The 19,868-nt window shown below is 60.6% G+C and carries 20 protein-coding genes; 15 read left to right on the top strand and 5 right to left on the bottom strand.

Features of this window, described 5'->3' with window-relative positions; genetic code table 11:
* Positions 1-687: 687 nt before the first annotated feature.
* Positions 688-858, bottom strand: a complete 171-nt coding sequence (locus IVB48_RS32895; RefSeq protein ID WP_247406690.1) for a hypothetical protein — start codon at positions 856-858, stop codon at positions 688-690.
* A 1,058-nt stretch (positions 859-1,916) separates the two neighbouring features.
* Between IVB48_RS32895 and IVB48_RS32890 the strand changes: the two genes are divergently transcribed.
* The 15 genes from IVB48_RS32890 (at position 1,917) to IVB48_RS32820 (ending at position 17,168) form a co-directional block, all read left to right on the top strand.
* Positions 1,917-2,480: a hypothetical protein gene (locus tag IVB48_RS32890; protein WP_247406686.1), complete on the top strand. Its 564-nt coding sequence runs from the start codon at positions 1,917-1,919 to the stop codon at positions 2,478-2,480.
* Positions 2,410-3,879, top strand: a complete 1,470-nt coding sequence (locus IVB48_RS32885) for an MFS transporter (protein WP_256468935.1) — start codon at positions 2,410-2,412, stop codon at positions 3,877-3,879. The genes IVB48_RS32890 and IVB48_RS32885 overlap by 71 nt, the downstream gene beginning before the upstream one ends.
* A 215-nt stretch (positions 3,880-4,094) precedes the next feature.
* A complete protein-coding gene (locus IVB48_RS32880; protein ID WP_247406683.1) occupies positions 4,095-5,309 on the top strand; it encodes a TlpA disulfide reductase family protein in 1,215 nt (404 codons plus the stop codon).
* A gap of 538 nt (positions 5,310-5,847) precedes the next feature.
* Entirely contained in the window at positions 5,848-7,143 is a 1,296-nt protein-coding gene (dctA, locus tag IVB48_RS32875) for a C4-dicarboxylate transporter DctA (protein ID WP_247406679.1), read from the top strand.
* A gap of 573 nt (positions 7,144-7,716) precedes the next feature.
* The gene (gene trbB, locus IVB48_RS32870) at positions 7,717-8,637 is read left to right on the top strand and encodes a P-type conjugative transfer ATPase TrbB (RefSeq protein ID WP_247406675.1); all 921 of its coding nucleotides are present in this window, start codon (positions 7,717-7,719) and stop codon (positions 8,635-8,637) included.
* Positions 8,634-8,960, top strand: coding sequence for a TrbC/VirB2 family protein (locus IVB48_RS32865; protein WP_247338342.1), 327 nt, complete (start codon positions 8,634-8,636; stop codon positions 8,958-8,960). The genes trbB and IVB48_RS32865 overlap by 4 nt, the downstream gene beginning before the upstream one ends.
* Positions 8,960-9,223, top strand: coding sequence for a VirB3 family type IV secretion system protein (locus IVB48_RS32860; RefSeq protein ID WP_247343533.1), 264 nt, complete (start codon positions 8,960-8,962; stop codon positions 9,221-9,223). The genes IVB48_RS32865 and IVB48_RS32860 overlap by 1 nt, the downstream gene beginning before the upstream one ends.
* Before the next feature lie 9 nt (positions 9,224-9,232).
* Positions 9,233-11,668, top strand: a complete 2,436-nt coding sequence (gene trbE / locus IVB48_RS32855) for a conjugal transfer protein TrbE (protein ID WP_247406660.1) — start codon at positions 9,233-9,235, stop codon at positions 11,666-11,668.
* On the top strand, positions 11,665-12,399 hold the full coding sequence (gene trbJ / locus IVB48_RS32850) for a P-type conjugative transfer protein TrbJ (RefSeq protein ID WP_247406658.1): 735 nt from the start codon (positions 11,665-11,667) through the stop codon (positions 12,397-12,399). The genes trbE and trbJ overlap by 4 nt, the downstream gene beginning before the upstream one ends.
* A 2-nt stretch (positions 12,400-12,401) precedes the next feature.
* Positions 12,402-12,773 (top strand): putative entry exclusion protein TrbK-alt, encoded by a 372-nt coding sequence (trbK-alt, locus tag IVB48_RS32845; RefSeq protein WP_247406654.1) that lies wholly within the window; start codon positions 12,402-12,404, stop codon positions 12,771-12,773.
* Between the two features lie 3 nt (positions 12,774-12,776).
* Positions 12,777-14,012 (top strand): P-type conjugative transfer protein TrbL, encoded by a 1,236-nt coding sequence (gene trbL / locus IVB48_RS32840; protein WP_247406652.1) that lies wholly within the window; start codon positions 12,777-12,779, stop codon positions 14,010-14,012.
* Between the two features lie 49 nt (positions 14,013-14,061).
* Positions 14,062-14,742, top strand: coding sequence for a conjugal transfer protein TrbF (gene trbF, locus IVB48_RS32835; protein WP_247289301.1), 681 nt, complete (start codon positions 14,062-14,064; stop codon positions 14,740-14,742).
* 1 nt (position 14,743) lies between these two features.
* Entirely contained in the window at positions 14,744-15,718 is a 975-nt protein-coding gene (trbG, locus tag IVB48_RS32830; RefSeq protein WP_247406649.1) for a P-type conjugative transfer protein TrbG, read from the top strand.
* A complete protein-coding gene (locus IVB48_RS32825) occupies positions 15,715-16,920 on the top strand; it encodes a TrbI/VirB10 family protein (protein ID WP_247406645.1) in 1,206 nt (401 codons plus the stop codon). The genes trbG and IVB48_RS32825 overlap by 4 nt, the downstream gene beginning before the upstream one ends.
* A 5-nt stretch (positions 16,921-16,925) precedes the next feature.
* A complete protein-coding gene (locus IVB48_RS32820) occupies positions 16,926-17,168 on the top strand; it encodes a DUF2274 domain-containing protein (RefSeq protein ID WP_247289307.1) in 243 nt (80 codons plus the stop codon).
* A 16-nt stretch (positions 17,169-17,184) separates the two neighbouring features.
* Here IVB48_RS32820 and IVB48_RS41470 read toward each other — a convergent pair whose 3' ends face one another.
* From IVB48_RS41470 to IVB48_RS32805, 4 genes are all read right to left on the bottom strand, one after another.
* Positions 17,185-17,322: a hypothetical protein gene (locus IVB48_RS41470; RefSeq protein WP_345947090.1), complete on the bottom strand. Its 138-nt coding sequence runs from the start codon at positions 17,320-17,322 to the stop codon at positions 17,185-17,187.
* Between the two features lie 306 nt (positions 17,323-17,628).
* On the bottom strand, positions 17,629-17,955 hold the full coding sequence (locus tag IVB48_RS41465) for a LysR family transcriptional regulator (RefSeq protein ID WP_346659023.1): 327 nt from the start codon (positions 17,953-17,955) through the stop codon (positions 17,629-17,631).
* Positions 17,956-18,139: 184 nt separating this feature from the next.
* Positions 18,140-18,355, bottom strand: coding sequence for an acyl-homoserine-lactone synthase (locus IVB48_RS32810; RefSeq protein ID WP_346659022.1), 216 nt, complete (start codon positions 18,353-18,355; stop codon positions 18,140-18,142).
* A gap of 30 nt (positions 18,356-18,385) precedes the next feature.
* A complete protein-coding gene (locus tag IVB48_RS32805; RefSeq protein WP_247406643.1) occupies positions 18,386-19,840 on the bottom strand; it encodes an IS66 family transposase in 1,455 nt (484 codons plus the stop codon).
* Positions 19,841-19,868: the final 28 nt, after the last annotated feature.

The following is a 19,868-nucleotide window of genomic DNA, read 5'->3' as shown; positions in this document are numbered from 1 at the left end:
GAAGCTGGCGGCTGAAGGTGAACGCGCACTCAAGCTATGTGATCTCCATGCAAGGGCAATTCTGCGCAACACGAGCGCCCATTCGGGTTAGGAATTTTATGGAGGACGACAAAAACCAGATTACTCGCCGAGAAGGTGCCCACGGTTGCGCTCAACGATCCGGACCCAGCCCGCGGCTCGAGAAATGGGCCAAAGAGTACGAAAAGCTGTGTCCTGGACCCGGCCTCCAGATGCGATGAAAATTCATAACTGCCGCCGCACGGTGCTCTGGAAGGCGCTGGCACGCTCCCAGTAAACAACCGCACTTTCAGGGCGCAGTATCCAGGCCTATGCTGGCGGGATAGAGCAATCAGTACTTTTCAGGTGCCCGCGCAGACGGGCATGAACGTGCAGCAACTGCTGACGGGACTGGAGCAGATCGGTCCCGATACTCATCTACCGGTCGTTTGGCCGGCATGCTCCTCGGTCCATCTGGTGAATGCCTCCACCGGCAAGCTGTGACCACAGTGCTTCTGAAGTGCGGTGAGGGCAGTCGACGGGTGCCATCCGGCATGCTCACTCCGGTTTGGGTGCGCATCCTTTCCCGGCGTAGTTCGCGTACCATCCCTGGAAAATGCAGCGCCTTGGAGGGGTGATGCTTGCTGCCGCTGCAGGCGTCGCAGTCGCCCTCGCTGCCGGCGCTCTTCCTCAAGCTTCGCCACCATCAGAAATGGCGCTTACGGCTGGCACCGTGCGGTGCAGAGGCAGCGTGCGTTGAATATTGCGGCTGGCCGGCGAAGGTTTCCCCAGCTTAGCATCGTATTTCTCGGCCAGCACCAGAAGCCGCTTTCGCGTGAACGGATCGGCCTGATCAGCCATCGTGGGCCCGCTTTGCAAAGCTCCTGTAGAACTCGACATCCATGATGTGCCCTCACTCAACGCCACCAGGATTTGCGCTTAAGTACATCGGCGGCTCCGATGCCAAGGCGGGCGAACAGGGGGGCCTTTCGCAGAATGTTCTGCAACGCGGCTGTAGCAGCCGATTTGGCGCAAGTAAGCTCGCCGTCGGCAGGGGCAATTCACATGTCAGTCCTCCATCGATCCGGAAGCGACGCCCGGGGTGCGGGCGGACCGATGAATCGCGTGGCTGGCGAGGACCGGCACAACGAGCGCTACGTCTGCAGCCATAACCAGGGGGACCCGCTGCGCGATCCACCCGCCTGCCAGTGCGACCGACAGTTCCCCTGAGGCCTCCTGACAAGTGAGTGGTCGCACTGGGCCTGCTGATACGTTTGAACAGCCGTAGGACGGGCTCGACGTGCGGCACGCGAACGGGTGTAAGTCCTATCGCACGCTGGTGATGCATGCCGGAAATCGGAGGCGCGGGTGTATTTGGTCGCGCGCATGAGCTGGTGCGCTTCTTACGAGGCGCATCACCGCACAGGGAATAAGGCCGGTGCGTCCGCGCGGGTCGTTCGCGACCTCGAGGGCGCGAGGGCGCATCTAGATTGCGCCTGCGCCTCGTTTTGGATCGGTAACTTTGTCGATTTGACGTAAGGGTGCACGCACCGTCCGCGAAATCGCGCGTCTATCGGCGACCTGACTGTCTAGAGGCACAAGAGGCTACGACGTCTGGCGCTGGTCTTTAGGAATCCGCCCCTTCTTTCTTTCGGTACGCCAGGCTGCGACCAGAATGTCCCCGCGGTTGAAGCGGCATGCGGTCTCGGCCCTTTTGTCGTGCGTCATCGCAGGGCGATTCATCTGTTTCGACCAAACATCCAGACCACGCGCGAGCAAGCGCAGGCGGTGTGCGGTCGCAGAAAGAAGGAAGCTGGAGTATGCAGATTAGCGGCGGGCGCCGGGAAGAACCGAGCTCAAGTCGGAATGAAGCTGAGGTGGACGCGCAGCCGAGTCCAAGCGAAGCTCAGCAGACCAGAATGATAACAATTCAACTTTCTGAGTGCATTTTCCAGCGACTCGAAGCCGCGACTGACCGCCCTGGTATGGGCAAGAGCGTCGTCGTCGAGGCGGCACTTGAGCGCTTCCTGGATCCGGCGCCGCGTATAGAGGGTCTGGTTTACGAGGCGATCGAGCGAACGAATAAGCAGGTGCTCAGTCTGCGGACGGACCTTGCGGTGATCGCGGAAACAGTGGCCCTCCATGTGCGATACCACCTCACGCTGACGCCGCCGATGCCGCCATCCAAGCAGGACGAGGCGTGCGTACTGGGCCTCGAGCGCTTCAAGGCGTTTGCCGAGCAGGTCGATCGTCGCGTACGGTTTGGCCGGCCCTTGCTGCAGGAGGCAATTGATAGCTCGGGAAGTTCCAGCCGATCAGGGCCTGAAATGGGCGGCGGAGCGTCACGCGCCGTTCCACGAGCGCCAGTTGAAGAAGAAACCCACTGCGTGGCCGTCGTAGGTGAAAACTCAAATGCGGGTGCTGTCGCCGAGGAGGGCGGCAGCAATATCCACTTTCGACAGCTGCCAAACGCCTTGTGTTAAAGCCAGTGGCCGCGTTTCGAGCAACACGCGCAGCGATGCCGCTCGGCTGAGATCAGGCGAGAAGCCGGTCAATCGGGGTTGGAGCTGGCGGATCATCTCTTGCGTGTTCCTTCCCTTTGCAGCGGGATGTTATCTTTCCTACCTGTTTCGGATGATCAACACGCTCATTTGTGACCGCCTTGCCTCTGAATTGGAGCTTGGTACGGCCGATTTGGGGCTGTTGGGCTCGATCTACTTTCTAGTCCTTACCGGCAGCCAGATTCCGATGGGCATGCTCTTGGATCGCTTCGGTCCGCGCCGAGTCCAGGGTGCGCTCTTGCTGCTGGCTGCCGCAGGCGCTGCGCTTTTCGGACTATCGAATGGATTTCTGTCGCTTCTGATTGCTCGCGCGATGATAGCATTCGGTACCGCAGCTTCCCTCATGTCTGGCCTGAAAACAGTCGTGCTCTGGTTTCCGAGAGAGCGCGTGGCGCTCATCAACGGCTGTATGATCATGCTGGGTGCACTGGGCGCGGTAACGGCAACCGCACCAGCCGAGGCATTGCTTAACTGGATAGGCTGGCGCGGTCTATTTGAGGTGCTTGCCGCATCCAGCGCCTCCGCGGCCGCTTCGATCTATTTTTTGGTTCCAGAGCATGAGGCAACTGCGAAGAGCCCTCCAGGGACAGTCAGCCTGAAGACCGTCTATACGGATGGGCGGTTCTGGAGAATTGCGCCGATTTCTTCAACATGTATCGGGTCCGCGTGGGCCCTGCAGTCCTTGTGGGCAGCGTCCTGGCTGAGCGATGTGGAAGGGTTGGATCGAACAAGCCTTGTCACTCGATTGCTCGCAATGGCGATAGCCCTAAGCATTGGCGCATTGCTGCTCAGCGTGGTCGCCGATTCACTGCGCCGGCATGGCAAGAACATTGAAACGTTGCTCTCAATCGTAGCTGCTGTGTTCATTGCAGCCGAACTCGCGCTGATATTGCATCCGCCATTTCCGTCGCTACCGTCGTGGATCGTTGTGGCGCTGGTCGGATCAGCAATCGTCCTCAGCTACGCGATCATCGGAGATTACTTTCCGGCCCAACTGATCGCGCGCGCAAACGGCGTGCTCAACGTTCTGCATTTCGGGTGGGCTTTCCTCGTCCAGTACGGGACGGGGTTAATTCTAGAGCAATGGCCGGTAAAGGACGGACACTACCCCTCAATCGCGTATCAGACGGCGTTCAGTATGAATGTTGTGCTGCAGCTGGTCGCTCTAGTCTGGTTCATCGCCCCTTGGTTCAAAGAGTTGAATTGGAAATCTGAGATCGCCGTCAAGCGCAAGCCGACGGTCCAAAGCAGGTCAGTTCACGTCATGATCCCGAGCGCCGAAATGGTTATCCTGGAAACCGATCAAGATGTGGAGTGGTGAACTCGGCCTTCTGCCTGACTTCCCGCCTCGTCGGTCTGCGTCAAGAACGTCCGGCCGACTGATTGCCTGAGAAAGCTCCAAGCAGCTGGTCGGATATGCGACATGCGTCGCAAGGTCGACAGGAATGATACGAAAAATGCGTAATATCAATGAGCGCTGGCTGGCATGCGACTTGCTGTTGTTCTCCGCAGAGCCAGGTAAAGCGAATTTGAGCAATGACCAGTGTGACTGAGAGCGCAAGTCAAGTCGGTGCGGAGAATGTGCTGAGAGTCGGTTCGCCGGCTCCCTCCATCAAAGTTGAGGACTGGCTACGTGGCCAACCCCTTTCAAAGTTCGAACCTGGGAAAATATACATCATCGAGTTTTGGGCAACGTGGTGCGGACCATGTATCGCCTCAATGCCGAATTTGGTGACCCTGCAAAGCAAATACAGGAGCAACGGAGTTGAGGTGGTGGGCATCGCGGCTCACGAACAAGCTTCGACGGCAGATGAAGCGAGAGCCAGCTTGGACGCTTGGTTGACGAAGAGCTTGCCAGATCTGAACTTCGCGATCGCATTCGACTACTCCGGCGAAATGAACAACCTTTGGATGGATCCCAGCTTTTCTGTCGGGATTCCCTCGTCATTCGTGGTCGATCGTGACGGCCGCTTCGCCTTTATCGGCCATCCGACGCAACTCGATAACTTGTTGCCCAAAGTTCTGAACGGCTCCTGGGCAGTGAGCGACGAAGCCAAAGCCCTGGATGCGGAGAGGATAACCACGGGCAGACGCAGAAAGCGCGAACTATCGCAGAAGCGAGCGCTGGTGGAACCGATCTTTGCCAGACTTGAAGCCGCCATGAATACTAAGGATTGGGCGGCAGCCCTTTCAGGGGTTGAGGAGGCACTCGCTGCGATGCCGGACGATGTCACCTTCCGTGGGCTTCATGCGGAATTGTTGCTTCACAAGATGCGCGACATGCGGGCCGGCTTGGCGGTATTGCGCCAATTGGTTCGCGATGCGATCGACAAGAAATCTGTGGTTTGGATGAGCGTGGCCATCCGCCAACTCTTCGACCCCGCGAAAGACTACTCCGGTTTCCCACATGCCGAGCGCTTTGCCATGGGCAAGGACCTCTCCGAACACATTCTCGCGGCGAATCCGCCCCAAGGCAGCGAGGGCGCGAAGTTCCTCTCGTACGGGGCGGTCGCTCGGTACTATTACGAGACCGGTAACAGGAATCGCGCGATCGAATTGGTCGAGGTGGCGCTGAAATGGCTGGATGCAGCGCCTGCCTCCGATGTAGCGAAACGGGATCTCGTGCAGTGCTCCCTCCAGGCCTTGGCGAGCTACAGGAGTGAGAAGCTCTGTTACGAGGAGTGTTGTTCGGCACCGCAAAACACAGCTCCCGAAAAGGCGGAACCGGGATCGCCAATGGAGGCAGCGTGAGCAATGCTACTGGCTATGTCTTCTCGGCCCTTGTGGTTTTCGATCGAAGTCGATGCCTTTGGGAATGTCCGGGCATTCACCTGAAGCCAGGATAGGACGAGTGAAGGGGTGAACGCAGGCGCGCCGCACCACCACAAGTTCTTTACGGTGAATGTCTCTTCAACGCACGGTCGCTGTCCGGCGCGATAGCGGCGAGAATGCCTCAGGTGAAGAGTGGTCGCCGGCTGCTAAGGGTGGCGGCTTTTAGCATGCTGGTGGCATCTTCGAACAACCAAAAAAGATAGAAATGGGTGGTGACGCTGATGCATTCGAACTCTCAAGGAAGCTTTCTCAAGTTTTTACCGCTGGTTTCAGAAGGGATTCAGGACTTTGTTTCGCGTTGGCCGCAAGTCCATTCGGGAGATGCGGCAACCGGTGGCAACGGACGGGGCTTTTTAAAGCGGTCAGTGCGCTGTGCGCGCCGCGCTAAGGGAGCACTGAGCGAAGCCGTGCCTTCATTGTCACCCCGCTTTGGTACCACGGCGCCGGGTCGAGCGTGATGTACAATCACCGCCAGCGCCGCTCTGTTAAAGTCGCCGCCCTGTTCCAGCCATCTGGCCCCTGGTACAATGTTCTTTATATCCAGGTACTCATCGCGATCCTGATTGGCGTTCTCGTTGGCTGGTTGTGGCCTTCTGTGGGGACGAACAGCTGGGTCAAAGCGCTTGGTGACGGATTCATCAAGCTGATCAAAATGGTGATCGCGCCGATCATCTTCTGCACTGTTGTGTCCGGAATTGCGCATGTTCAGGATGCACGAAAGGTCGGCCGAGTCGGCGTCAAGGCGCTGCTTTACTTCGAGATCGTGTCAACCTTCGCGCTGATCCTGGGTCTCGTGATGGGCAATCTCGTTCAGGCCGGTCATGGGCTTGCTCCCAGGGCTGACGCCGCGGCGGTAGCCAACTACGTCAAAAGAGCGGAAGGGCAGAAGGCGGTCGATTTCCTCCTCAATATTATTCCGGATAGCGTAGTTGGCGCTCTGGCCCGAGGCGACGTGCTACAGGTGCTGCTGTTTGCCATCCTATTCGGGTTCTCCCTGATGGCGCTTGGCCAGCGGGGTGAGCGGATGCGCAGTCTGGTCGACGATGCTGCACACGCGGTGTTTGGTGTCATTAGGATCGTAATGAAGGCAGCGCCAATCGGGGCGTTCGGCGCCATGGCCTACACTATCGGCGAATTCGGACCGTCCGCGCTCGGTAAACTCATCAGCTTGGTTGCTCTGTTCTATGTGACAGCCGGGCTCTTCGTGATCATTGTGCTTGGCCTGGTCGCGCGCTTGGTCGGTTTTTCTATTCTAAAGTTCATCTTCTACATCAAGGATGAGCTGTTGATCGTGCTCGGAACGTCGTCGTCCGAAAGCGCGCTGCCGCAGTTGATGGAAAAACTCGAACGGCTGGGCTGTTCCAAGCCGGTCGTGGGCCTGGTGGTGCCGACAGGATACTCTTTCAATTTGGATGGGACCAACATTTACATGACGTTGGCGACCTTGTTCATCGCGCAGGCGCTCGGGGTCGATCTCGACTTCGCCCAGCAGCTCACGATACTCGTTGTGGCGATGCTCACCTCGAAGGGCGCAAGTGGTGTTACCGGTGCCGGGTTCGTCACCCTGGCCGCAACGTTGACCGTGGTCAGTCCTGACCTCGTCCCGGGCATTGCGATCGTATTCTCGATAGACAAGTTCATGAGCGAGGTGCGCGCGCTTACCAACATCATCGGGAACGGTATTGCGGCGGTGTTTGTGTCGTGGTGGGAAGGTGAACTCGACCATGTCTCGCTACACGCGCAGCTCAAGTAGATCTGCGATTTCAGCTCGGCCATTGCGGACTAGAATCACTGTCTGAATGCCTGCATTCTGCGTCGGCAATCGTCGTGCAGTACTGGGCCACCCTGATTCCAGGGGGAATGGTGCAGGGTCATGCTACGCTCACGGTGGTGCACCAGACCAGCGTCGGCATTTGTGCCTGCTGCAGCCCGCCGGCTGATGTGGTTCATTATCCCACGTTTGAGCTTCCTCGAAAACTGGGAACTCAATCGTGCCCACGCGAGGGAGCGACATTGGTTCAGGAGAAGCAATGGAGGGTGAGCAAACACCGCGGCCGGGAAAGGCGTAAAAATAGTAAGCTCAGGACCATTGCTCATTGCTGATTTCTCGCCTCGCGGTCGAGGGGCCGGGGCGTCAAGCCGGCGCTCTTTTCAAATGTTCCTTTCTCTACGCTAGACTACGAACAGCATATTCCCTTCGTTGCGGTAACACGCGATCTATCTTTTATTTGCCTTCAGATGAGGGCGCGAAAGCGGCCTCAGCAGCTTGGGGCAAATCGTGGCGATCCATTCTTTTGATTCAGAAGCGAACTTGCGCGGAGCGCGTATGCTGCGTACCGCGTTGGGGCCCGCCATCGCAGGGTTTTTGGAAGATCCGGCAATCGTCGAGGTGATGCTCAATCCCGACGGCCGGCTGTGGATCGACCGACTGTCGAGCGGCCTTACAGACACCGGAGAGAGCCTTTCGGCAGCGGATGGCGAACGAATCGTCCGACTGGTCGCGCACTATGTAGGAGCAGAAGTTCATCCCGGCTCGCCCCGGATTTCGGCTGAGCTGCCGGAAACGGGGGAACGTTTCGAAGGATTGCTGCCGCCGGTTGTTGCCGCGCCGACCTTTGCCATCCGCAAACCGGCGATCGCCGTGTTTGGCCTGAACGAGTATGTCGCCGCGGACATTATGAACGCGAGCCAAGCGAGCGCGCTTCGCAACGCGGTCGCCGCACGGAAGAACATCTTGGTCGCCGGCGGCACCTCGACCGGCAAGACCACGCTGACAAATGCGCTGCTTGCCGAGGTTGCCAAAGGTTCGGACCGCGTCGTCCTCATCGAAGATACCCGGGAGCTTCAGTGCAGGGCACCAAATTTGGTGGCGCTGCGGACCAAGGACGGCGTGATCTCGCTCTCCGATCTTGTGCGCTCCTCTCTTCGCCTGCGCCCTGATCGCATTCCGATCGGCGAGGTCCGTGGGGCCGAAGCGCTGGATCTTTTGAAAGCCTGGGGCACAGGACATCCCGGCGGCATCGGAACGATACACGCCGGGACCTCGCTTGGCGCGCTGCGCCGGCTCGAGCAGCTGATCCAGGAAGCCGTCATCACCGTCCCACGCGCCCTGATCGCAGAAACCATCAACGTCATCGCCGTTCTCTCTGGCCGTGGCGGCGAACGGCGGTTGAGCGAACTCGCCAGCGTCGAAGGCCTTGGATCATCGGGCGACTACAGCCTTTCGAACATCGGAGATCAGTCATGACCACACGATCGTCTCTCGGGCGCGGCTTCATCTCAATTGTGGCGTTCGCCAGCCTTGCCCTAGCCAGCGCGCCGGCCTGGGCCGCCGGCTCGAACATGCCTTGGGAGCAGCCGCTGAACCAGATCCTGCAATCGGTCGAAGGTCCGGTCGCAAAGATCATTGCGGTCATCATCATCATCGTGACCGGGCTGTCGCTCGCCTTTGGCGACACCTCGGGTGGTTTCCGGCGGCTAGTCCAGATCGTGTTTGGCCTGTCGATCGCATTCGCCGCATCGAGCTTCTTCCTTTCGTTCTTCTCATTCGGCGGCGGAGTGGTGATCTGATGGACGAGCCAGTCCCGGAATTTGTGGCTCCCGTCCACCGCGCGCTCACCGAACCGATCCTGCTGGGCGGCGCGCCGCGCGCGGTTGCCATCCTCAACGGTACACTGGGCGCCGCACTCGGTCTGGGCCTGCGCATGTGGCTGGCCGGCCTTCTCCTCGCTTTCGTGGGTCACATGGCTGCGGTCTGGGCCGCAAAGCGCGATCCGGAATTCGTGGAAGTCGTGCGCCGGCATGTTCGCGTTCCCGCTCACCTCAGCACCTGAAGTCGTCCCATGATGAATCTTGCCGAATACCGCCGTTCAAGCACACGTCTTGCCGACTTCCTGCCCTGGGCTGCCCTGGTCGATGAAGGGATCATTCTCAATAAGGATGGATCGTTTCAGCGAACGGCCCGGTTCAGAGGGCCGGATCTCGACAGCTCCGTGCCAGCCGAGCTCGTTGCCGTCGCAGGCCGCCTCAACAATGCACTCCGTCGTCTCGGATCCGGGTGGGCCGTGTTCGTCGAGGCGCAGCGGCATTCGGCCGGACGCTATCCGCCGGATACATTCCCGGACGTCGCCTCGGCGCTGGTGGATGCGGAGCGGAAGGCGCAATTCGAGGAAGCCGGCAGTCATTACGAATCGAGCTACTACCTGACTTTCCTTTATTTGCCTCCGGCAGAGAGTGCGGCCGCAGCAGAGCGCCTGCTGTACGAGGGCAGCCAGCGCGCTGCGGGAGCCGATGCACGCGAGCTGCTCGCCGGCTTTAGTGACCGGACCAGCCGCGTGCTGCAGCTGGTCGAGGGTTTCATGCCGGAATGCCGTTGGCTTGATAACGAGCAAACGCTGACCTACCTGCATTCGACGGTCTCGACCAAACGGCACCGGGTGCGTGTGCCAGAAATCCCGATGTATCTCGATGCGTTGCTAGCCGATCAATCGCTGGTAGGCGGACTTGAACCCATGCTGGGCGACGCGCATCTGCGCGTTCTGACGCTCGTGGGGTTTCCGACTGCGACCACGCCCGGGATTCTCGACGAGCTGAACCGGCTGGCATTCCCGTACCGCTGGTCGACGCGCGCTATCATGCTCGACAAGACAGATGCCACAAAGCTCCTCACCAGGATCAGGCGTCAATGGTTTGCCAAGCGCAAGTCGATCGCCTCGATCCTGAAGGAGGTGATGACGAACGAGGCCTCCGCGCTTTTGGATACCGATGCCCACAACAAGGCGATGGATGCGGACAGTGCGCTCCAGGAATTGGGTTCGGATCAGATCGGCCAGGTCTTCGTCACGGCAACGGTCACAGTCTGGGACAGGGATCCGCGCGCAGCCGACGAAAAGCTCCGCCTCGCCGAAAAGGTTATCCAGGGCCGAGACTTCACCTGCATGGCCGAGACGGTCAATGCCGTCGAAGCCTGGCTCGGCAGCCTGCCGGGACAAACTTACGCGAACGTCCGCCAGCCGCCGGTCTCGACCCTGAACCTCGCCCATATGATCCCGCTATCTGCGGTATGGGCCGGAGAGGTGAGGGATCACCACTTCAAGGCGCCCCCATTGTTCTTCGGCAGGACTGAAGGTTCCACGCCATTCCGGTTTTCTCTGCATGTCGGAGATGTCGGCCACACGCTGGTCATCGGACCGACGGGCGCCGGCAAGTCGGTCCTGCTGGCGCTCATGGCGCTGCAGTTCCGCCGCTACAGCGCGGCGCAGATCATTGCGTTTGACTTCGGCGGCTCGATCCGCGCATCGGCCATCGCCATGGGCGGCGACTGGCATGATCTCGGCGGCGCGCTCGATCCGTCAGAACTCGTCGCCCTCCAGCCGCTCGCGCGCATCGACGATCTCGGCGAGCGAGGCTGGGCATCCGACTGGATCGCATCGATCCTGTCGCGCGAGCGGATCGAGGTCACGCCTGAGACTAAGGATCATGTCTGGTCGGCGTTGACCTCGCTCGCCTCGGCGCCGGTTGCCGAGCGGACGCTGACTGGGCTCTCCGTTCTCCTGCAATCCAACGCTCTCAAGCGCGCGCTGCAGCCCTACTGCCTCGGGGGGCCATACGCGCGGTTGCTGGACGGCGAGCACGAAACGGTCGGTGAAGCCTCCGTCCAGGTGTTCGAGACCGACGGATTGATTGGGACCTCTGTCGCGCCCGCAGTTCTGGCGTATCTGTTTCACCGGATCGAGGACCGCTTAGACGGCCGTCCGACACTGCTCATCATCGACGAAGGCTGGCTCGCGCTCGATGATGCCGATTTTGCCGGCAAGCTCCGCGAATGGCTCAAAACGCTTCGCAAGAAGAACGCCTCCGTCGTTTTTGCGACCCAGTCGCTCGCCGATATCGACGCCTCCAAAATCGCGCCTGCCATCATTGAGAGCTGCCCGACCCGGATCCTGTTGCCAAACGATCGCGCCGTCGAGCCGCAGATCATGGCGATTTACCAGCGCTTTGGGCTGAACGACCGCCAGACCGAGATCCTCGCCCGCGCCACCCCCAAGCGACACTACTACTGCCAATCTCGACGCGGCAACCGCCTGTTCGAGCTCGGACTTGGCGAAATCGCGCTCGCCTTCGTGGCCGCCTCGTCCAAAGCCGACCAGGCTCTCGTCGAACGGGTGCTTGCCGAGCACGGACGGGACGAGTTCGTGACCGGTTGGCTCAGGGCGCGCGACCTCGGCTGGGCCTGCAATCTCACTCCGCAGCTCGCCCAACAAGGAGCGCTCTCATGAACTGGATCCGGCCGATTCTGGCGGCAAGCATCATCGCCATGATCATGGTCCAAGCGCCCGGCAGAGCAAAGGCGCAGTGGATCGTTTTCGATCCCAACAACTACGTTCAGAATGTGCTGACCGCCGCGCGTGAGCTGCAGCAGATCAACAACCAGATCACCTCGCTGCAGAACGAAGCGCAGATGCTGATCAATCAGGCGAAGAACCTGGCCAGCCTGCCTTATTCGTCGTTACAACAGCTCGAGCAATCGATTCAGCGCACCCAGCAGCTACTCTCGCAGGCACAGCGAATTGCCTATGATGTCCAGCAGATCGATCGCGCGTTTTCCACAACCTATGCGCCGGCATCGGTCAGCATGTCCAATGGGCTCCTTGTCGGAAATGCGCAGACGCGTTGGCAGAACTCCGTTGCCGGGCTGCAGGACGCCATGCGGGTCCAAGCGAGTGTTGTCCGCAATCTCGACACCAACCGCACCCAAATGTCGGCCCTGGTGACGGCGAGCCAGGGCGCATCGGGTGCGCTTCAGGCAAGTCAGGCCGGCAACCAGCTCCTTGCGTTGCAAGCTCAGCAGCTTGCGGACCTTACGGCTACTGTCGCGTCGCAAGGTCGTGCGCAAACGCTCGAGTCTGCCCAGCGCGCAGCTGCGCAGGATCAGGGCAGGGAGCAACTGCGGCGCTTTCTTGCCCAGGGGCAGGGCTACCAACCAACAACCGTGCAGATGTTCCACTGATCATGAAGAAACGACTTGAACGACTGCTCGCCGCGGCAGCCCTTGGTCTTGCTGTCCTGGTGGTTGGCGTCTGCGCCATTCGGTTGCCTGAGGACGGGAGCGCGACCCAATCTTCCGTCTATCTCGCCTCGAAATCCGATGTGACCGCAGCAAAGCTCGAGCAATGCCGCACCGTCACCTACCAGCAGAAAGAGGCTCTTCTGGAATGCCAGAAGATCTGGGCCGAGCAGCGCAGGCAGTTCTTGGCAGGAAGTAGATCGACAGGTGATCCGGACAGCCGGACAGGCGCCGCGCCATTCCTCTCTCCTGTCCCGCGCAAGGACGAAAGTCGCCTCCCGTCCGGTTTTCCCTCCATTCCAAGCCAAAGCGAGTGACCCATGGGTGGTACCTCCGTCATCGATCAATTCCTGGAAACCTTCACCCGCTACATCGATTCCGGGTTTGGCCTCGTCGGAGGCGAAGTGGGGTATCTCGCCACGACGTTGGCGGCGATCGACCTCACGCTCGCGGGCCTGTTCTGGTCCTTTGGCACTGATGAGGAGATTCTTGCCCGGCTCCTCAAGAAGACATTGTTTGTCGGCGTCTTTGCCTATCTGATCAGCAATTGGAACAGCCTTGCGCGCATCGTCTTCGAGAGCTTTGCAGGCCTTGGGCTAAAAGCCTCAGGCACAAGCCTGTCGTCGGCAGATTTTCTGCGGCCGGGCCGGATCGCGCAAGTTGGCCTTGATGCCGGCCGACCCATCCTCGACTCGATCTCGGGGCTCATAGGTTACGTCAGCTTCTTCGAGAATTTCGTGCAGATCGTGGTCCTGCTGTTCGCCTGGATCGTGGTGCTGTTGGCCTTCTTTATTCTCGCGATCCAGCTTTTCGTCACGCTTATCGAGTTCAAACTGACGACACTTGCCGGCTTCGTGCTGATCCCCTTTGGCCTCTTCGGCAAGACGGCCTTTGCGGCCGAGCGAGTGCTGGGCAACGTAATCTCTTCCGGCGTCAAGGTCCTGGTCCTGGCCGTCATTATCGGCGTCGGATCGACCTTGTTCTCGCAGTTCACGGCAGGCTTCGGCGGCAACCAGCCGAGCATCGAGAATGCGATGGCGCTGGTGCTCGGTGCGCTCACACTTCTGGGGCTCGGGATTTTTGGGCCCGGTATTGCCAACGGCATCGTCTCCGGAGGTCCGCAGCTTGGCGCCGGAAGCGCTGTCGGGACAGGCCTCGCCGCCGGTGGCGTTGTTGCGGCTGGCGCAGGTCTCGCCGCCGGCGCGGCCGGTCTCGCCGGCGGCGCGATTGCTGGCGCGGCACGTGGAGGCAGCGCGATTGCAAATGGTACGATGAGCGTGTCGCGGGCGGGGAGCATGTCCGGCGCAGAAGCAAGTGCGTCAGGTGCGGCTAGTCCTTTACGTTCGGTCGCCACTGGTCTTGGCGGAGCGCCGAACCATGCCGGTCGTGAAGAGGGGGACTCTTCCGCCGCTGGGTCCGACGCGCCCCCTTGGGTTCGTCGGATGAAGCGAGCGCAGACGATCAGCCATGGCGCATCAGCGGCTACCCAGGCGATCCGTTCCGGCGATCACGGCGGGGGCGGCGGATCTGTCGACCTCTCGCAACAAGACCGCTGACGCTTCACATCGACCATTTCCATTCCTGAGCATCTCTTGAGGTCAAACAATGTTCAAACGATCGGCCGTTCACTATGGCCGCATGCCGGAGCCTGTCACTCCGTATCAACGCGCCGCCCAGGTCTGGGATGATCGCATTGGGTCTGCGCGCGTCCAGGCCAAAAACTGGCGCCTGATGGCGTTTGGCTCCCTCTTCTTGTCCGGCTGTTTTGCCGCCGCTCTGGTCTGGCAATCCGCACACGGGACGATCACGCCGTGGGTGGTTGAGGTCGACCAATTGGGGGAAGCCAAGACTGTCGCTCCGGCAAATGCCAGCTATCAACCGACGGACCCCCAAGTCGCTTTTCACCTGGCGCGATTCGTCGAGCATGTGCGTGGTCTGCCGATGGACGCCATCGTGCTCCGCGAAAACTGGCTGCGCGCCTACGATTTCACGACGGATCGCGGTGCCGCGGCGCTCAACGATTATGCCCGCAACAACGAACCATTCGCCAAGCTCGGCAAAACGCAAGTCGCGATCGAAGTGTCTAGCGTCATCCGGGCCTCCCCTGAGAGCTTTCGCCTGGCCTGGATCGAGCGGCGCTACGAGAACGGTCAGCTTGCCGCAACGGAGCGGTGGAGCGCGATCCTCACCATCGTCGTGGAAATGCCTCGCGATCTGGATCGCCTACGCAAAAATCCCCTCGGCATCTACGTCAACGCGATCAACTGGTCAAAGGAGCTCGGCTAACATGCCATCAGGTCTCGTTATTGTGTCACGAAAAGCGCGGCCGTGCTTGCCTCTGGCTCTTCTGGTCTGTGTCTCGACGCTGGGCGGCTGCACGACCTTCAGGCCGCCGCAAATCAGCTACGACAACGAGCTCCCGCCGGCACCGGACTTGCCGGCGCTTGCCGATGATCGCCCGCGACCGCTGCATGTGCCGCCGGCCTGGAAGGCTGCACGAGGCGGCAACAGCGCGGAGCCCAAGGAGCCTGTCGAGCGCATCGAAACCGCAAATGACGCTGCACGCGTGCAGCCTCGCAAAGCCGGCTACTACAATGCGGTGCAAGTGTTTTCCTATAGTCCGGGCGCGCTCTACCAGATCTATGCCGCGCCGGGGCAAATTACGGACATTGCCCTCGAGCCCGGTGAGCAGCTGATCGGCTCAGGACCGGTCGCCGCAGGCGATACCGTCCGCTGGGTGGTCGGCGACACCGAGAGTGGCAGCGGCGACACCCGCCGCGTTCACGTCATGGTCAAGCCCACCCGTCCCTCGATCGAGACCAACCTCGTCGTCAATACTGATCGCCGTACTTACCTGATCGAGCTTCGCGCCAAAGAAAAGCCCTATATGCCCTCGGTCGCCTGGTTCTATCCGGCGGATCGTGGCGGGCGAACGCGAGCTCTACCGCCGACAGCCTTTATTCCGGACCTGCCGGCGCGCCGGTACCGTTACGCGATCGAGGGCGACAGCCCGCCGTGGCGTCCCGTCAACGCTTATGATGACGGCCGCAAAACCTATGTCGAATTCTCCTCCGGCGTCAGTCAGGGCGAGATGCCGCCGCTCTTCGTGATCGGGCCCAACGGTAAAGCCGAGATCGTCAACTACCGCGCTTACGGAAATGTGCTGATTGTTGACCGGCTGTTCGCGGCCGCCGAGCTGAGGCTCGGCGAGGAGCACCAGCAGAAGGTCAGGATCGTGCGAACCGACGGGAGGTCGCTTTGAACGATAGTGACCAGGCGATCGATGAACCAAACGAACCACCTCGGGCCAGGCCACCGGAAGAGATCGCCGAAGCGCTGCGGCTTCGGCCGGATCCTCCGCAAGTTGCGCGCCTCTCGCGAAAGGTCCTGATAGGCGTCAGCGCTTCTGTGCTCGTGCTGGTCACCGGCGCGGTGCTCTGGGCGCTGCAGGAGAAACGGTCTCATACTTCAGCGCCTGAGGAGCTTTACGCCACCGACCACCACAATATCGCCGATCAGCTCGCGACCTTACCAAAGGATTACACCGAGATCCCGAAGGACGTGCCGCGTCTAGGGCCGCCCTTGCCGGGCGATCTCGGCCGGCCGATCGTCGCAGCACAGGGGTCTTCGACATCCAGCTCCCTCGGCATCGATGCCGAACAGCAGCATCTCAGCCAGGAGAGCGAGGCGGCACGGATCAGCAAGGTATTTGCCAGCACCAATGTCCGGCCACAGGTCCCTGCCACCTCATCGAGCGAAGCTCGTTCATCCGCCGCGCCATCATCCGACGAAGCATTTGCTCAAAATGGCCAAGACCGAAAGCTTGCGTTCGTCAGTGCAACGGTCGATCGTCGGACGACAAGCTCCGATCGCCTTGTGAGGCCCGCTTCGCCTTTTGTCGTTCAGGCCGGAACGGTCATTCCGGCCGCGCTGATCACAGGAATCCGCTCCGACCTGCCTGGCCAGATCACAGCCCAAGTCACAGAAGCGGTGTACGATTCTCCTACCGGGCGAGCTCGCCTTATCCCCCAGGGAGCAAGGCTGATCGGGAGCTACGATAGCCAGGTCGCATTTGGACAGTCGCGCGTGCTCCTGGTGTGGACGCGCCTTATCATGCCGAATGGAAGGTCGATTGTTTTGGAACGGCAGCCCGGCGCAGATGCGGCAGGTTACTCTGGTCTTGAGGACGAAGTCGACAATCATTGGAAGGAATTGTTGGGGGCCGCCGCTCTTTCGACGCTGCTTTCCGTCGGCACGGAGGTGAATTCCGGGGCGGATAGCGGCAATACCAACAGCGATCTCATTGCCGCGCTCCGCCGTGGAGCTGGGGAATCGATCAATCAAGCGGGCCAGCAGATAGTCCGCCGCAATCTCAACATTCAGCCAACTTTGACGATCCGTCCGGGATTTCCGGTGCGGGTGATCGTCAACCGTGACCTGGTGCTCGAACCGTATAGGGGGTGAGAACGATGCCCAAGTTAAAGCTCGGCGCAATCCACGACGACAAGCCGATCAAGATTACGCATGAACTGCCCGCGAGCGTGCACAGGGATCTCGTGGCATATGCCGAGATCCTTGCGCAGGAGACCGCTCAGCCGATCGGCGATCCAGCTAAGCTTATCGCGCCCATGCTGGCCCGGTTCATGGCAGCCGACAGGAGCTTCCGGAAAGCGCGCCACGCGCGTCAGCGACCACTCGAAGGCGATGGGTAGCGCTCAGAGACCAACTTCAGGAATTCGTGCAGCGCCGGGTTTCATTGTCGGCGCGCCAATAGGCAGAAAGCTCGAATCGGCTCGCACCCGCGCCATCGCGCAGCTCCCGGTAAACAAGGCCGGCAAAATTTGCGCCTATGTCGGCCTCGAACACGAGGCTTATTCCTGTGTTCATGCTGATCAAGCTTTTGATGATGCCGCGACTGACGTCGTGGCGCCAGATTTTTGGGCGGACCTCAGCTCGGAGCTTGGAAACGCAGAAGATCTTCGAGCTCGTTTCCGAGGTCGTAGTGGCTGAGCAGCACCGTCTCGCCGCACAGGTCGTTCCAGTAGACAGTTTCGCGCGAACTGAGGGGATGGTCATGAGAAGGCCACGAGAACACCCTCGCTCCACAGAGCCATGGCTTTATTGTCCAACAACGGCAAGCGCCCGGTGACGATCAGGAGATCGAGCGCTCCGTTACGAAGTGCCGCTGCTAAACGTGTCCGTGATCGTGCTCTGCGGGAAGCGCTGCTTGAACTCAAGTAGGGAGGCTTGCAGATTGCCGTCCGAAAGTGATGTGCAGAAACCGACGCTCAGACGGCCGGTTTCGCTGTTGTGAACGGATCGGGCCGTTGCAATAAGCGCGCCGAATTCCTCCAGGATGGTTCTGGCCAACCGAAGAACGTCGCGGCCGGGCCGCGTTGGGCGCACACCTCCGCTGAAGCGCTCGAAAAATGGAACGCCCAAGTCGTGCTCAAACTCGCTGATTCTGCGGCTAAGGCTCGATTGTTGCGATCCGAGCAACTCGGCGGCTCACGAAAGCTACCGCAATCGGCGGCAGCGACCGCCGATCTCAGGTGTTTCAGTTCGATCGCTCTGGTGGCTTGGAGTGACGGAAGTGTGGGACCTGGCTTGTGCATGGTAAGTCTTGAGAGCGCAGAGTGGCTCTCCGCACCGATCTGCAGCCGTTACGTTTGCTTCCCAGAAGCTAGGCAGCGACTTGAATGACCGGAGCCCAGAGCACCGGTCCCGAGATTTGCGCCTTGCGGATGCGGTCCAACGCATCGGACGAAACCTCCAGGTAGCCCGCGACAGCCGTGGTGTTTCCAAGGGGGCGCGCTTTTCCCACTCTGCGAAGGGGCCATCCGGCCCGGCGAAGAATCCGCCCCATGCGGGCGTCGGTCACAGTGACGATTTCGATCAATTCGGTAACTGCCCAGGTCCGTTTGCTCGGTTAGGCGACGCTGAGTTTGTGGATGAGTTGTGTGGGGCATCGGGACAATGTTTCGAGCATGTTCCATCCGCGCTTTCGAGCGGTACCGATCAGGGTGCGAAGCGTGGCGAAATTGTCTGCGCCTTGTGAGGTGCGGAAGCCGGCAGAGATCTTCTGCCGCAATTTCATCATCCGAGCATCGCGCTCGGCCTCGTTGTTGGTAAACGGCACCGCCGAGTTGTGCAGAAACAGCAGCACCGCCGCTTTATGTAACTTGAGGCGCAACAGGAGATTATGGCCCGTGCGCCGTCTGATCCGCCCGCGCTTGATGTCGCGAGGCAGCGCGGGTAGCGCCTCGTGCCAGGCGATACCGGCGCGGATAATGCGGTCATAAAGTCGCTCGGCGGCGCGGATTCTGTTGGGACGCAGCGCGCCTGTCTGATCGGTTGGATGCTCTGACGCCAGATTGACCTCGTGGCACAGGCAGCGGAGCAACCCGCGCATGCGCCGGGCCCAGGCCTCGCCATCGATGTCCACCAGCGCCGTCAACTCGCGCAGGTGATGCGCATTGCACAGCGCATGCGTGACACCGGACATCTGAAAATAGGATGTCCAATGGTCGTGCACAACGATATGCGCCGCTTGCGTCAGCACCTCGCCGCGCCTGGGTGAGACGCGATAATGCACCAGCCCATTGATCCCGGCGGTGCCCGCGACATGCAGCCATTGCGGCGTGGCGCCCACCCAGAACCCGGTCTCATCCAAATGCTTGACCGGTGCCCGGCGGATTTGCTCGCAGACTGCCGCAGCGAAATCCTGCGTCCGGCTGGCAGCCCGGGCGATCATTTGTCCGATCGTGCCGGCCGAGATGGTCACGCCAAACAGATCGGAGAGGATTTGCCCGAGCCGATCTTCAGGCAGAAACTGTCCCGCCGACAGATAGGTCACCACAGCGGCCAACCGGACGCCATATTGCGCTGGCGCCCTTACCTCGGGTGGAAACGATCCTGTCGTGACCGCGCCACAGCCGCTGCATTTGCAACGATGGAGCTGATGCTCCGTGACGAGCAGCGGCGTCGGCGCCGGCAGATCGAACACCTGACGGCTGCCGACAAGTTCCAGCAGTTCACCCTCCAGCGCCATTCGGCAGCGCCCGCATCTGACAGGGCGATGCATGATCGTATGATCGACCCGTTCGGACCGCTTCAAGTGTTTGCCTGCATGGCCGGGCTGGCCGCCGGGCTTCTTCAACCCTCGCTCACGCAGGCTCTGTGTCCGGCGAGAAGCCTGGCCCGGTCCATCGCTCGAAGGCGGCTTGCTGCTATTGGAGCTATCCAGACCAAGCCGACGCTCCAGATCGGCCACACGCACCGTCAGCAATGCGTTCTGCTGCTCCAACATCAGGTTGCGCTCCTGCAACTCCCCAATCAGGGCCAGCAGGGCATCCACAGACAATGAGGAATTTGGCGGCGTCACCCATACCTTGACTCACAAACACATGTGG

It is taken from the genome of Bradyrhizobium sp. 76, from assembly GCF_023073025.1.
GTDB lineage: Bacteria > Pseudomonadota > Alphaproteobacteria > Rhizobiales > Xanthobacteraceae > Bradyrhizobium.
Note: the sequence above shows the minus strand (reverse complement) of the source record. Positions and strands in the feature narration are given on the sequence as shown.